This window comes from Microbacterium sp. Leaf320, from assembly GCF_001423485.1.
Classification (GTDB): Bacteria; Actinomycetota; Actinomycetes; order Actinomycetales; family Microbacteriaceae; genus Microbacterium.
In genome coordinates this window covers 798,870-812,691 of record NZ_LMOD01000001.1, presented here as the reverse complement: position 1 = coordinate 812,691, position 13,822 = coordinate 798,870, and the positions used below count along the sequence as shown (strand labels likewise).

Below are 13,822 nucleotides of genomic sequence, written 5' to 3'. Positions count from 1 at the left end.
GAGGAAGTCTACCCGCTGAGGCCTGACACGGCCATCAGAACGCTCAGCGAACGGCCAGGATGACGTCTACGGCCGCGTCCAGGAGGGCATCGACCTGCTCTTCGCGGTACCCACCACGCTGCATCCGGAACGCGGCGGCGCGCAGCTGCTCGGCCGTCAGCGGCTCTCCATCCCGCAGGTAGCGGGCGATGCGCGTGCCCACGTGATCGACCTCGTCGATGCGGTAGCCGAAGGTGAGCACACCCGTGCGCGCGAAACGGTGACGCTTCGGCCTGGCCAGGTGATCGAGGATCACCTGCGCGTCGCCGCGAGCCTGCTCGACCCATGCGCCCGCTCCACGAGAGCGAACCACCCGGTCGCGAGCGCGGGCGGCCAGCGCGTCCTCGACTCGACCGAGCGCCGCATCGACCTCTGCCACGACATAGCCGTTCTTCACGAGGGGGAATGACGCCACCCGCACGTCGGCCGCGCTCAGGTCGTCGGCGTCGCCCTCGAAGGCGGTCCGCGCAGCCGCGAGGAATGTGTCGACCGCCGCACGGTGGTAGCCGCGCACACGGCCGCTCGTCAGCGAGAAGGCGGGCGGCGCCTCCACAGCGTCGTCCGAAACCTGCACGTCGTCGGAGACCATCACAGCACCACCCAGGAGGAGAAGAGGAAATAGAGACACAGAGCGGGCACCGTGGACGGCAGGATGCTGTCGAGCCGGTCGAGGAGCCCGCCGTGCCCGGGAAGCCAGGAGCTCATGTCCTTGATGCCGAGGTCGCGCTTCAGCATCGACTCGCCGAGGTCACCGAGCGTCGCGGAGAGCAGGATCGCGACGCCGAAGATCACGCCGATCCACCACGGCACGTGGAGCAGGAAGATCGCGAGGAGCACACCGGCGGCTATCGAACCGACCACCGCACCACCGAAGCCCTCCCAGGTCTTCTTGGGACTGATCCGGGGAGCCATCGGATGCCGACCGAACGCGAGTCCCGCGGCGTACGCGCCGGTGTCGGCGACGACGGCGATCGCGATGAAGCTGAGCACCCACCATTGACCCCCCTCCTGCTTGAGGAGGATCAACGCGACGGCGGCGAGGAACGGAACGTAGATCTGCACGAAACCGCTGATGACGGCATCCGTGAGCACGTCGCCGTAGGTTCTGCCGTCCTTGGCGATCATCTGCGCGACGAGTCGCCAGACGATCACGAACGCGACGGCGAGGAACAGCATGACCCAGACGAGCCAGAGATCGAGGAAGAAGGCGGAGAGCACGAGAAGTGTGGCCGCGATGAACTGCGGCGCCACGTCGATCCGTCGACCGGACGCGCGGAGGGCGAGCGAGAGCTCGTAGACGCCCAACAGGGCGGCCGCCAGCGCGAACGGAACGAACAGGACCTTGATGAACAGAAGCGACGCGAGCAGCGCTGCACCGAACGCGAGACCGATCAGCGTCGCCAGGATCAGGTCTCGACCTGTGCGCTCCTTGATTCGCTCATTGGCCTGATCGAGCTGGCCGCGAGCGTGCGAGACATGGTTGCCCAGCTCATCTCTGGCCGCTCTCCACTGCTCGCGGATGGCGTTGTGGTCGGCGGTATCCAGTGTCGATGCCGCGCCCGCGGGCCCTTCTGCGGGCAACGGAGGCCGCGGCGGGATGCTCGCGCTGTCGAATGTCGGGAATGCGCCGTCGACCAGGGGGATGCCGCCGACCGGGGTCGACGAGTCGCGCGCCTCACGACGCGTCTGCGGCTTATCGGTACCGTCACCGCTGGAGTCGTCGGACATGCCGCCTACACCTCGAGGAGTTCGGCCTCTTTGCGCTTGAGTGCGTCGTCGATCAGGTCGACGTGCTGGCGCGTGAGGGCGTCGAGTTCCTTCTCTCCCCTGGCGATCTCGTCTTCGCCGAGTTCGCTCTTCAGGGCGTCGAGTTCATCCTTGCCCTTGCGGCGGATGCCTCGGACGTGGACCTTGGCGTCCTCCGCCTTGGTCTTGACGAGCTTCACGTACTCCTTGCGGCGCTCGGCAGTGAGCTCAGGCATCGTGACGCGCACGAGGTTGCCGTCGTTGGTGGGGTTCGCGCCGAGGTTAGGCATGTCGCGAATCGCCTGTTCGATGCCCTTCAGCGCCGACTTGTCGTACGGCGTGATGATGAGCGTACGTGCTTCCTGGTTCGCGAGTGAGGCAAGCTGCGCGAGAGGAGTCGGCGTTCCGTAGTAGTCGACCAGGACCTTCTGGAAGAGCTGCGGGTTCGCACGACCGGTGCGCACCGTGGAGAAGTCCTCCTTGGCGGCCTCGACGGCACGTGCCATGCGGGAGGTGGTTTCAGCGAGGACATCCGCGATCACGGTGACTCCTATCGTCGGGGTGTTCTGCAATTCTATCGGGCCGGGCGCTCGAGCACCGGCAGGCGCTCAGGCCGTGACCAGAGTGCCGATGTGCTCGCCGAGGAGAGCACGCGTGACGTTACCGGCCGGTTCCATGCCGAAGACGCGCATGTCCATGTTGTTGTCCATGCAGAGGCTGAACGCCGTCGAGTCGACGACCTTGAGTCCGCGCTGGAGGGCGTCGCGATACGTGACCCGCTCGATGCGCTCGGCGTCCGCGTGCTTGTTCGGGTCGGCGGTGTAGATGGCGTCGACGCCGTTCTTGGCGACGAGGACCTCCTCAGCACCGATCTCGAGAGCGCGCTGCGCGGCGACCGTGTCGGTGGAGAAGTACGGCAGGCCGGCGCCGGCACCGAAGATGACCACGCGACCCTTCTCCATGTGACGCTCCGCGCGCAACGGGATGTAAGGCTCGGCCACCTGAGTCATCGAGATCGCGGACTGCACGCGTGTGGGCGCACCGGCCTGCTCGAGGAAGTCCTGGAGAGCGAGAGCGTTCATCACCGTGCCGAGCATGCCCATGTAGTCGGCGCGCCCGCGGTCCATGCCGCGCTGGCTGAGCTCCGCGCCACGGAAGAAGTTGCCACCACCGACGACGATGGCGATCTCGACGCGGTCGACGGCTGCGGCGATGTCGCGGGCGATCTGGCTGACGACGTCGGGGTTGACGCCGAGCTGGCCGGCTCCGAACGCCTCACCGGAGAGCTTCAGAAGAACGCGGCGGCGTCCTGTGCGGTCGGTCATGGGGGTGATCCTCTCGTCCCGATTCAAGATAGTGCCTTCTGGGCATGAAGAAGGGGTCCGGATCGCTTTGATCCGAACCCCTTCGACGATGTTACGCGCCGACCTTGAAGCGCGCGAAGTCCGTCACGGTGATACCGGCGTCCTTCGCCACCTGGGCGACAGAGAGCTTGTTGTCCTTCGCGTAGTCCTGCTCGAGCAGGGCGACCTGCTTGATGAACGCGGAGACACGGCCCTCGACGATCTTGGGCAGAGCCGCTTCCGGCTTGCCCTCGTTGCGGGATATCTCGGTGACGATCTCTCGTTCCTTCTCCACGGCGTCGGACGGAACGTCTTCGCGGGAGAGGTACGACGGGTTCGCGAACGAGATGTGCTGCGCGATGCTGCGAGCGGTCTCGGCGTCGTCACCCGAGTAGGCGACGACGACACCGATCTGCGGCGGCAGGTCCTTGCTCGTGCGGTGCAGGTAGACCTCGACCTTGTCGCCCGAGACCGTGCGCACGCGACGAAGTTCGACCTTCTCGCCGATGATCGCCGCCTCTTCCGAGATGACCTGCTCGACGCTCTTGTCACCCGCCTGGGCGGCGAGACCGGACTCGACCGAATCGGCCTTGACTGCTGCGACGGCGTCTGCGACCTTGTCGGCCAGCGCGATGAAGCGCTCGTTCTTCGCGACGAAGTCCGTCTCGCAGGCGAGCTCGATCAGCGTCACTGCGCCGTCCTGCTCGCGAGCGACGATGAGGCCCTCGCTGGTGGAACGGTCAGCACGCTTCGCGTTGCCCTTGGCACCCTTCAGGCGCAGGATCTCGGTGGCCTTCTCGACGTCTCCGTCAGCCTCCTCGAGCGCCTTCTTGGTGTCGACCATTCCCGTGCCGAGCTGCTCACGCAGCGCCTTGAGGTCGGCGATGGTGAAGTTGGCCATGTGTGGTGGCTCCTTGCTTCGTGATGTGTGTGGTGGTCGCGGAATTACTTGGCGTCTGCTGCTTCGGCGGCGGCGACCTCAGAGGTCTCCTCACCGGAAGCGGCGGCGATCGCCTCGTCGTGTGCCTCAGCACCGGCCTCGTCGGCAGCGGTCTCGTCGGCAGCGGGCGTCTCGACGACAGCAGCCTCATCGGCGGCGGTGTCGACGACCTCTGCTGCGTCAGCGGACTCCTGGACGGGAGCCTCGAGGAGCTCCTTCTCCCAGTCGGCGAGAGGCTCAGCGTCGCCCGTCTCGGGGTTGTGCTTCTGCTGCAGACCCTCTGCCGCTGCGTCCGCGATGATGCGGGTGAGCAGCGAGACCGAGCGGATCGCGTCGTCGTTGCCGGGGATCGGGTACTGGAAGTCGTCCGGGTCGGCGTTGGTGTCGAGGATGCCGATCACGGGGATGCCGAGCTTCTTGGCCTCGTCGATGGCGAGGTGCTCACGCTTGGCGTCGACGACCCAGATGGCGGACGGCGTCTTGGTGAGGTTGCGGATACCGCCGAGCGACTTGTGCAGCTTGTCGAGCTCGCGCTTCTTGAGAAGCAGCTCCTTCTTCGTGAAGCCGCTGTTCGCCGGGGTCTCGTAGTCGAGCTCCTCGAGCTCCTTCATGCGTGCGAGACGCTTGGAGATCGTCTGGAAGTTGGTGAGGAGTCCACCGAGCCAGCGCTGGTTGACGAAGGGCTGACCCACGCGGGTCGCCTGCTCGGCGAGGATCTCCTGCGCCTGCTTCTTCGTGCCGACGAAGAGGATCGTGCCACCGTGGGCGACGGTCTCCTTGACGAAGTCGTAGGCCTTGTCGATGTAGCCGAGCGACTGCTGGAGGTCGATGATGTGAATGCCGCTGCGCTCGGTGAGGATGAAGCGCTTGACCTTCGGGTTCCACCGACGGGTCTGGTGTCCGAAGTGCACGCCGCTGTCGAGCAGCTGGCGGATGGTGACCACAGCCATGGTCGTCTCCTTGTTCCGGCGCGGTTCTGCGCCATTGAGGTTGTCAAGTCGATCGGACGATCGAACTTCCTGGTGCCCGGCGCACACCCGCCTGCTCGGAAGCAGGACCTGTGGGAGTGGATGCCACGACCGGAGTCGCTCTGGGCACGCGTAGTCACCTCGAGATCGAGGTGCTCCCCCAGCATACAGGATGCGTGGGCGTCACTCGCCCTGCACCGCGGAGCGCTACCGGGGGTTGTGCGCACCTCCTGCGACGATTCGCCCCACGTCCGCATCGAGCGAGGCGCGCCTCCCCGATCATGGCCCTATGGCCATACCTCGTCGCATCCTCGCCGCCATCCTGCTCGTCGCTCTGCTGAGCCTCGGCCCTGATGTCCCTGCGAACGCGGACACGCCATCCGCCACCACAGTCCTCGCCTCCGCGGCCTGGACTTGGCCGTTCGACGGAGCCCGCTCGGTCGCGGATCCGTATCGGGCGCCGGCGCACGAATACGGAGCCGGGCACCGCGGCGTCGACATCGTCTCGGCACAGAGCGGTGCCGTCCGCGCACCGGCTGACGGAATCGTGGCGTTCCGCGGAACCGTCGTGGACCGGCCTCTGCTCACGATCGAGCACTCCGACGGGTACGTGTCGACGTTCGAGCCGGTGATGTCCACCCTGTCCCCCGGAGATGTCGTGACGGCCGGCGACGACATCGGCATCGTCGCGTCAGGCGGCCATGCGCCGGCGGGCACGATGCATCTCGGCGTGCGGCTCGACGGGGACTACATCAACCCCATGCTTCTGTTCGGAGAGGTGCCGCGCGCGGTGCTCCTCCCCTGCTGCGACCCCCTGTGAGCCGTGCCGGCGCGTCGCGCTCCGCTCGCTCGTGCGCATCGGGACGGATCGCGCCACCGCAAGGCTCACGCCCGCGGATGCGCCAGGCGGTAGGTGGCCGTGAGCCGCTCAGAGGAGACGTGCGTGTAGATCTGGGTGGTGCCGAGGCTCGCGTGCCCCAGAATCTCCTGGACTGCCCGCAGATCGGCGCCCCCATCGAGAAGGTGCGTCGCCGCAGTGTGTCTGAGGGCGTGCGGCCCGACCGTGTCGGCCCCGACATAGGGCGCGAGCACGTCTGCGACGAGTGAGTACACGGCTCGGGGCCCCACCCGAGCACCCCGCGTGCCGAGGAACAGGGCGGGAGTCGGGCGTGCTGCCCGCGCGACGTGCACGGGCCGACCACGGGTGAGATAGGCGCCGATGGCGTCTCTCGCCGGCGCGCCGAACGGGACAACGCGCTCTTTCGATCCTTTGCCGAGCACGCGGGCGGTGCCACGGTCGAGATCGAGATCGTCGACATCGAGTCCGCAGAGCTCGGAGACGCGGATCCCTGCGCCGTAGAGCAGCTCGAGGATCGCATGGTCCCGCAGCGGGCTCGGCTCCCCCGTCGACGCCGCCGTCCGTTGCGCGTCGAGAAGGGCGGTCATCGCATCGTGGGAGGCGATCGTCGGCAGAGTACGTCCGCGCTTCGGCGCGACCAGGCGCAAGCTCGGATCGTGCGGGACGAGCTCATTCTCCTGCGCCCAGGCGAAGAACGACCGGGCTGCGGCCGCTCGGCGCGCGAGCGTCGAGCGAGCGTCACCGCGCTGGGTCGCCCGCCAGAGCCAGTCGCGCAGAGTCTCGAGGGACACGTCTCCCACACCGAGCTCTCCGACCGTCTGCGCCAGATCGCGCAGGTCGGACCGGTATGCCCGAACCGTCGCGGGCGACAGCCTCCGCACCTGCTCGAGGTGATCGGTGAAGGCCTGTGCCGCAGCCGCGAACTCCATGGATCAAGCTTGCAGGAGCGGGTATCGGCATCGCGTCAGCCGCGCCGTCCGCTGTCGCCTGTCGTCTTCTGCCACCCGCCCTCTAGCCGCCTGACCACGCCGTCCAGCTCGAGCACCCCGAGCATCGCGCTCACGCGGTCGGGCGAGAGCCCCGATCGCCGACAGATCTCGAGAACCGGTAGCGCCGAGCGGCCGGTGATCGCATCGAGCAGTCGCAGCTGGTCGGGATCGGATCGCGCCTCCTCCGGCATGTGCACGCCGTCGCCCCAGAGCTCTCGGATCTCCGCAGCAGTGGTCACACATCGGGCGTCGTATTCGCGCAGAAGGCGATGACACCCCGCGGATGCCGCAGACGTGACCGGGCCCGGCACGGCGCCGAGTGGGCGGCCCAACTGCGCCGCGTGCCCTGCGGTGTTGAGCGAGCCGCTTCGCCATCCCGCCTCTACGACGACCGTCGCATGGCTGACCGCGGCGATGAGTCGGTTGCGTGCGAGGAATCGCCATTTGGTCGGCGCAGTACCGCACGGCACTTCGCTCACGACTGCGCCGGTGTCGACGATGCGTCGCAGCAGGTCTCTGTGACCATGAGGGTAGGCGCGATCGACTCCGCCCGCCAGGAATGCCACGGTCTTCCCCTCAACGCCGAGCGCCGCGCGATGGGCAGCGCCGTCGATCCCGTATGCACCGCCCGAGACGATGAGCGCGCCACCGACGGCAAGATCTCCCGCGAACTCTGCGGCGAGCATCTCCCCGTAGCCGCTCGCCGCACGAGCCCCGATGATAGCGACGCGTGGCTCCGCGGAGAGAAGCCCCGGGTCGCCTCGCACCCACAGCAGTGTCGGCGCATGCGCGCCGAGGTCGCGGAGCGCCACCGGCCAACCCGCGTCGCCGGGGAGGATCAGTCGTGCACCCACATCGCGCGCGCATCGAATCGCCTCCGCCACGGCCCTCGGATCGGCACGCGCTGTCCACCTCGCTCTTCCCTCAGAGAGCGCTCTTCCGCCCGCGTCCGAATGCTCACGGCTGCGGCCGGCCAGTGCGACATCCAGGGCCTCGCGAACACCGAGCTCTGCGATGAGAGCACCCGCCACACCGTCACCCGGCTCTGCCAGCACCGACCAGGCGACCCTCGCGAGCGCTTCCTCCGGATGGTCGTGAGGCCCCATCCCGTCGAGCGCGTCACGGACCTCGGGGTCTTTCCTCAGCGATTCGATCATGATGTGTATCCCCTCTTCAGAAACAGAGCGCGCCCGACCTCGTCCCGCCCCGGCTTGTCGATTCCCTCCAGGTCCGACATGGTCCACGCCAACCTCAAGACCCGGTCGTAGCCCCGGAGGGTGAGTGCGCCCCGTTCCAACGCGCGGTCGAGCGGTGCTCGGGCAGGCGGTGCGAGCCGCAGATCAGGTTGACGCAGCCGCGCACCCGGCACTTCGCCGTTGCGACGCCACGGTGTGCCTCGCCACCGTGCGACGGCGCGTTCCCTGGCCAGGGCGACGCGCTCGCCGGCCAGGGCGGTCGTGACGGAAGTCCGGTCTGCAGTCATCGCCTGGACGGCGGAGACGCGCGCCACCTGCAGCTCGATGTCGATGCGGTCGCGCAGCGGACCTGACAGTCTCGTCGCGTATCTGCGGATCGCCAGGGACGGACACACGCATTCGGAACCCCGGACCCCGTAATTGCCGCAGGGGCATGGATTCATGGCGAGGACGAGCTGGAACCGTGCCGGGAACAGGGCGGTGACCCCTGACCGGCTCACCTCGATCGAACCGGATTCGAGCGGCTGTCGCAATGCGTCGAGTGCGACGCGTGAGAACTCAGCGGCTTCGTCGAGGAACAGCACCCCGCGGTGCGCTCGCGAGATGGCTCCGGGTCGGACCCCTCGCGAACCCCCACCCACGAGAGCAGCCACCGACGCGCTGTGGTGCGGCGACTCGATCGGCGGAGTGACGTCGAGACGTCGCACGGGCTCACCTGTGAGGGAGCGGATCGAGGCCACCTCCAGCGCCTCCTCTTCGGTGAGACGCGGCAGAATTCCGGGGAGGCGCCTCGCGAGCATCGTCTTGCCCGCACCCGGTGGCCCGCTGAAGAGCAGATGGTGGCCGCCTGCAGCCGCGACGATGAGAGCCTGCACGGCGTCCTCCTGACCGACGACCTCGGACAGGTCCAGCGATTCGACCGGTTCCTGAGCGGCGGCAGCAGCCAGGACCGGGTCGCTGTCGATCACATCCACCTCTGCGCCATGCCAAACGGCGACTTGAGAAAGAGTCGCGGCCGGTCGCACGTCGATATCGGGCACGAGTGCTGCCTCGGCCTCGTTCGCCGCGGGGACGATCACGGTGTCGAACCCTGCCCGCGCGGCCGCGAACACAGCAGGCAGCACGCCGGGCACAGGGCGAAGCCTTCCGTCGAGGCCCAGCTCGCCGAGGTGCACGGTTCGAGCGATGGAGCGCTGCGACAGCGACCCGCCGGCCGCGAGCGCCGCCACAGCGATGCTCAGATCGAACCCCGAGCCCTGTTTGGGAAGACTCGCCGGCGAGAGGTTGACCGTCAGCCGCCGGCGCGGAAGATCGAGCGCACTGTTCTTGCACGCGTTGTGCACGCGCTGCACAGCTTCTCCGAGCGACTTGTCGGGAAGCCCGATGATCTTGAAATCAGGGGTCTGGTTCGACAGATCTGCTTCGACCTCGACCATATGGCCGTCGACCCCTGTCAAGGCGACGGCCCAGGTTCGCGCTGTCGTCACGACAACGCCACGAGGTGCTCGAGAGTGCCGCGCGCCGGGTCGGCACCGACGATCCCGATCGCGTCGATCCGAATCGTCATCCCTCGCGCAGTGTCGGCGTGGGCGGACGCCCAGGCATGGGCCAGCTGCCACAGGCGGCGTAGCTTGCGCGCGTCCACCGCTTCGAACGGGTGCCCGTAGGAATCGCTCCGTCTCGTCTTCACCTCGACCACTGCGAGGTGCGAGCCGTGCGACGCGACGATGTCGATCTCTCCCTGAGTGCACCGCCAGTTGCGGTCGAGGATCTCATAGCCGAGCGTCCTCAGGTATCGAACCGCCTGCTCTTCACCGGCTCTGCCGAGTTCGTCTTTCGCTGCCATGACGACAGCCTGTCGAACGGGTTCGACGATTCGCGTCTCGAATGCGTCGTTCGCCCGGGACTCAGGAACAGTCCGTCAGAACCACGGACTGTGCAGAAAGGGTCACTCCCCGTCGAGCGACAACTCCTGCGGCAGTTCGAACTCACGGCGCTGGAGTTCTTCGACGTTGACATCCTTGAAGGTGAGTACGCGCACGGCCTTCACGAAACGGTCGGCACGATAGATGTCCCACACCCAGACGTCGGTCATCGAGATCTCGAAGTAGAAGTCGTGCTCGGTGTCACGGCGCACGACGTTGACCTCGTTGGCCAGGTAGAACCGGCGCTCCGTCTCGACGACATACTGGAACTGGGCGACGACGTCGCGGTATTCGCGGAACAGCGCCAGCTCGAGCTCGCGGTCGTAGTCGTCGAAGGCTTCCTCATCCATGATGTTCCCATCCTAGAGTCGGCGGCGCATCGCCGCCGCACGGAGCGTCAGAACAGCGTCGGAGCATCGGCGATAGCCCATGACGAACGATGATGCGGCGACAGCCCGAGAGCGCGGATCGCATCGCGGTGCTCGACGCTCGCATACCCCTTGTTCCTGTCCCACTGGTAGGCCGGGTGGCCCTCGTGGAGCTCCGCCATATAGGTGTCGCGCGCGACCTTCGCGATCACGGACGCGGCAGAGACCGACGCACAGTCCCTGTCCGCCTTGACCACCGGACGGACGCGAAGCGGCACGGGGTGGACGGCGGACACGTAGTCGTGGTTGCCGTCGAGCAGCACCAGTGCGCTCTCGATCGCGACGCCCTGGTCGACGATGCTCTGCACCGCTCGAGAGGCCGCCAGCCCCAGAGCACGCATGATGCCGACCTCATCGACCTCTGCAGAACTCGCCCAGCCGACACCGGACGCCTGGACCCAGGCTGCTGCTCGGGCGGCGACATCGGGTCGTCGCTTCTCCGTGACGAGCTTCGAGTCTCGCAGTCCCTCCGGGACGCGACGGCGTGATCCGGCGGCATCCATCGCTGCGGCTCCGACCGCGACGGGACCGGCCAGCGCCCCACGCCCGACCTCGTCGAGGGAGATGACCAGGTCGCACTCGGTCAGCAGTCGACGCTCCAGGGTGAGCTTGGGTGCGACGACGGTCATTCCGAGTCCGGAACGCCGTTGAAGCTGTCGTGATGTCCGTCGATGGCGCCCATGCGGTCGAAGGGCCAGGTCGTGAGGAACGCCTTGCCCACGAGATTCTCGAGGGGAACGAAACCGCCGCTGGGAAGATCCTGATGCGCGCGTGAATCGCGCGATCGATCGCGGTTGTCGCCCAGCACCCAGATCGATCCTTCGGGCACGACGACGTCGAACGGCTCGTTCGAGGCTGCCGTGTCGCCGTCAGGAAGGTTGAGGTAGCTCAGTTCATCGATCGGGGCCCCGTTGACGGTGAGCTGGCCGAGCGCGTTGCAGCAGACGACGTGATCACCGGGAAGTCCGATCACACGCTTGACCAGATGATCCTGCGAGTCGGTCGCGGAGATGCCGACCACGTTCAGGACCCAGTCGAACGCCTGGACGAGCGGGGGCTGCGCGGGAGTCTGCACCTGCCCGTCGAGCCAACCCCCCGGGTCTTTGAAGACCACGACGTCGCCACGCTCGTACGAGGTCCATCGCGGCGTGAGCTCATCGACGAGGATCCGGTCGTTGACGAGCAGCGTGCGCTCCATCGATGCCGACGGGATGTAGAACGACCGGACGACGAACGTCTTGACCACGAAGGAGACGAGAGCCGCGATGACGATGATCACGAGGACGTCGCGCAGGAACACGAGGAATCCACGACGACGCTTGGTCGGAGGTGTGGACGCAGGCGCGGAGTCAGTCGTCATCAAGGTTCCTTCACAGTCTCGCACCGCTCGGAGACGGCAGTATCTAGGGTCGCACACCCGGCGGAAAACACAGCACCCCGGGACATCGTGTCCCGGGGTGCTGCGGAGAACCTGCGCGTCAGTTGAAGCGCTTCTCCTTGATCTTCGCCTTCTTGCCACGCAGCTGGCGGAGGTAGTAGAGCTTCGCGCGACGCACGTCACCGCGGGTGACGACCTCGATGTGGTCGATCACCGGGGAGTGCACCGGGAACGTACGCTCGACGCCGACCTGGAAGCTGATCTTGCGAACGGTGAAGGTCTCGCGCACGCCATCGCCCTGGCGGCCGATGACGACGCCCTTGAAGACCTGGATACGCGAGCGGGTGCCCTCGGTGATGTTCACGTGCACGTTGACCGTGTCACCGGGGTTGAATACGGGAACGTCGGAACGCAGCGATGCTGCGTCGACGGCGTCGAGGATCTGCATGATCGTCTCTCTCTGCACTCGCCTCAGGACGGATGCATGATGTAGGAAGGAACAAGAAGGGGTGTGTGCTGAACGGCGCCTAAGCGTCCGCGGGCTCCCCTGAGGCAGAACCGGTCACGGCACAAACACTCATTCTGCCATGGATGCCGCACGCGGCCAAAACGTCACGTGCTGCGGTGTCATTCCCGAGCGTCGCTCTCCCGGACCACGATGACCTCATGCGCGCGCGTCGTGGGCGCTGGCTCATCGACGCCGGGGACGGTCGACCAGGCGATGGTCTCGCGGAATCGCGCGCCACTGCCTTTGGCCTCGTTCCACAGCTGCCACAGCTGCAGCCACACGAGGCCGATGCCGACGACGATCGCGGCGGCGAGCAGCCAGCCGAATGCACCGTCGATGAAGCATCCGACGGCGATCGTCAGACCATGCCAGAGGGTGAATCCTCCGACGTCCCACCACGAAACGGCACGATCGGCGCGCACCGAGGGGCGGGACCGTGTGAGAAGCGTGAGCAGAAGCTGCCCCACGAAGACGGACGGGATCGCGATGAAGAGGACCCAGAGGATCGTCCACCCGCCCTGGAAGACGCCCCAGCCGATCAGGAGCCACAGCGGCAGCAGGAACGCGGCCGGAACCAGCCATCGGAAGAACGCCTGACGCAACCACATGTCACAGATCGTACGACGCCCCGCACGCCGCTGCCCCGGTGTTCGCTGTGAGCGCGCGGACGCCGAAGGCGCACACATCGGCGAGAATGGAAAGGACGAGAGGACACCCGATGATCGAACTGCGCACCCCTGCCGAGATCGACCAGATGCGCGCCGCCGGGCGCTTCGTGGCCGAGACGCTGGCGACCCTGCGCGATGAGACGAAGGTCGGCACCAACCTGCTGTCGATCGATCGCCGAGCGCACGACATGATCCGCAAGGCAGGCGCGGAGTCGTGCTACATCGACTACCACCCCTCGTTCGGCGCGAGCCCTTTCGGCAAGGTGATCTGCACGTCGATCAACGATGCCGTGCTGCACGGACTCCCCCACGACTACACGCTCCGTGATGGGGATCTGGTCTCGCTCGACTTCGCCGTGTCCGTCGACGGATGGGTCGCGGATTCGGCCGTCTCCTTCGTCGTCGGCACTCCGCGTGACGAGGATCTCAGACTCATCGACACGACCGAGCGCGCCCTCGACGCCGCGATCACGGCTGCCGTCGTGGGCAACCGGATCGGCGACATCTCCGCCGCCATCGCGGCCGTGTCGCACGGCGAGGGGTATTCGATCAACACCGATTTCGGCGGGCACGGCGTCGGCCGCATCATGCACGGCGACCCACATGTCCCCAACGACGGGCGCGCAGGACGTGGCTTCCCGCTTCGCGAGGGACTCGTGTTCGCACTCGAGCCCTGGCTGCTGGAGACGACCGACGAGCTCATCACAGACCCTGACGGCTGGACGCTTCGCAGTGTCGACGGATCCCGAGGTGCGCACTCGGAGCACACGGTAGCCGTCACGGCCGACGGCCCGATCATCCTCACCGACCGCACGTTCCTCGGCGTCGACTGAGC

Annotated in this window: 17 protein-coding genes; 2 read left to right on the top strand and 15 right to left on the bottom strand. The window is 67.1% G+C overall.

All coding sequences use genetic code 11. The features are described from left to right. Nucleotides 1–43 precede the first annotated feature (43 nt). The 6 genes from ASF63_RS03860 to rpsB form a co-directional block, all read right to left on the bottom strand. Nucleotides 44–628: a DivIVA domain-containing protein gene (locus ASF63_RS03860; RefSeq protein ID WP_056509755.1), complete on the bottom strand. Its 585-nt coding sequence runs from the start codon at nt 626–628 to the stop codon at nt 44–46. Then, on the bottom strand, nt 628–1,767 hold the full coding sequence (locus ASF63_RS03855; protein WP_056509753.1) for a phosphatidate cytidylyltransferase: 1,140 nt from the start codon (nt 1,765–1,767) through the stop codon (nt 628–630). Before ASF63_RS03855 ends, ASF63_RS03860 begins: the two co-directional genes overlap by 1 nt. Nucleotides 1,768–1,772: 5 nt before the next feature. Next, nucleotides 1,773–2,327, bottom strand: coding sequence for a ribosome recycling factor (gene frr / locus ASF63_RS03850; protein WP_056307900.1), 555 nt, complete (start codon nt 2,325–2,327; stop codon nt 1,773–1,775). Nucleotides 2,328–2,393: 66 nt separating this feature from the next. After that, nucleotides 2,394–3,110: a UMP kinase gene (gene pyrH / locus ASF63_RS03845; RefSeq protein ID WP_056307902.1), complete on the bottom strand. Its 717-nt coding sequence runs from the start codon at nt 3,108–3,110 to the stop codon at nt 2,394–2,396. Nucleotides 3,111–3,201: 91 nt separating this feature from the next. Further along, nucleotides 3,202–4,029 carry a translation elongation factor Ts gene (gene tsf, locus ASF63_RS03840; protein ID WP_056307904.1) on the bottom strand — a complete coding sequence of 276 codons (828 nt, stop codon included), beginning with the start codon at nt 4,027–4,029 and terminating at the stop codon, nt 3,202–3,204. Nucleotides 4,030–4,073: 44 nt separating this feature from the next. Further along, complete coding sequence (gene rpsB, locus ASF63_RS03835) at nt 4,074–5,018, bottom strand: 30S ribosomal protein S2 (RefSeq protein WP_056509751.1); 945 nt, start codon at nt 5,016–5,018, stop codon at nt 4,074–4,076. Nucleotides 5,019–5,325: 307 nt separating this feature from the next. Between rpsB and ASF63_RS03830 the strand changes: the two genes are divergently transcribed. Then, nucleotides 5,326–5,856, top strand: a complete 531-nt coding sequence (locus ASF63_RS03830; RefSeq protein ID WP_082477806.1) for a murein hydrolase activator EnvC family protein — start codon at nt 5,326–5,328, stop codon at nt 5,854–5,856. Between the two features lie 65 nt (nt 5,857–5,921). On the opposite strand, the gene ASF63_RS03825 is transcribed toward ASF63_RS03830, so the two are convergent. From ASF63_RS03825 to ASF63_RS03785, 9 genes are all read right to left on the bottom strand, one after another. Then, nucleotides 5,922–6,824, bottom strand: coding sequence for a tyrosine-type recombinase/integrase (locus ASF63_RS03825; RefSeq protein ID WP_056509749.1), 903 nt, complete (start codon nt 6,822–6,824; stop codon nt 5,922–5,924). Nucleotides 6,825–6,859: 35 nt separating this feature from the next. Further along, nucleotides 6,860–8,041, bottom strand: coding sequence for a DNA-processing protein DprA (gene dprA / locus ASF63_RS03820; protein ID WP_056509748.1), 1,182 nt, complete (start codon nt 8,039–8,041; stop codon nt 6,860–6,862). Further along, on the bottom strand, nt 8,038–9,567 hold the full coding sequence (locus ASF63_RS03815; protein WP_082477805.1) for a YifB family Mg chelatase-like AAA ATPase: 1,530 nt from the start codon (nt 9,565–9,567) through the stop codon (nt 8,038–8,040). The genes dprA and ASF63_RS03815 overlap by 4 nt, the downstream gene beginning before the upstream one ends. Next, nucleotides 9,564–9,926, bottom strand: a complete 363-nt coding sequence (locus tag ASF63_RS03810; RefSeq protein WP_056509745.1) for a YraN family protein — start codon at nt 9,924–9,926, stop codon at nt 9,564–9,566. The genes ASF63_RS03815 and ASF63_RS03810 overlap by 4 nt, the downstream gene beginning before the upstream one ends. Nucleotides 9,927–10,028: 102 nt before the next feature. After that, nucleotides 10,029–10,355: a DUF2469 family protein gene (locus tag ASF63_RS03805; RefSeq protein ID WP_056509743.1), complete on the bottom strand. Its 327-nt coding sequence runs from the start codon at nt 10,353–10,355 to the stop codon at nt 10,029–10,031. 47 nt (nt 10,356–10,402) lie between these two features. Continuing rightward, a complete protein-coding gene (locus ASF63_RS03800; RefSeq protein ID WP_056509740.1) occupies nt 10,403–11,062 on the bottom strand; it encodes a ribonuclease HII in 660 nt (219 codons plus the stop codon). Next, complete coding sequence (gene lepB / locus ASF63_RS03795) at nt 11,059–11,793, bottom strand: signal peptidase I (RefSeq protein WP_056509738.1); 735 nt, start codon at nt 11,791–11,793, stop codon at nt 11,059–11,061. Before lepB ends, ASF63_RS03800 begins: the two co-directional genes overlap by 4 nt. 118 nt (nt 11,794–11,911) lie before the next feature. Further along, nucleotides 11,912–12,259: a 50S ribosomal protein L19 gene (gene rplS, locus ASF63_RS03790; RefSeq protein WP_056311713.1), complete on the bottom strand. Its 348-nt coding sequence runs from the start codon at nt 12,257–12,259 to the stop codon at nt 11,912–11,914. Nucleotides 12,260–12,438: 179 nt separating this feature from the next. After that, complete coding sequence (locus tag ASF63_RS03785; protein WP_056509735.1) at nt 12,439–12,927, bottom strand: hypothetical protein; 489 nt, start codon at nt 12,925–12,927, stop codon at nt 12,439–12,441. Between the two features lie 110 nt (nt 12,928–13,037). Here ASF63_RS03785 and map point away from each other — a divergent pair, with 110 nt between their 5' ends. Beyond that, entirely contained in the window at nt 13,038–13,820 is a 783-nt protein-coding gene (gene map / locus ASF63_RS03780; protein WP_056509733.1) for a type I methionyl aminopeptidase, read from the top strand. Nucleotides 13,821–13,822: the final 2 nt, after the last annotated feature.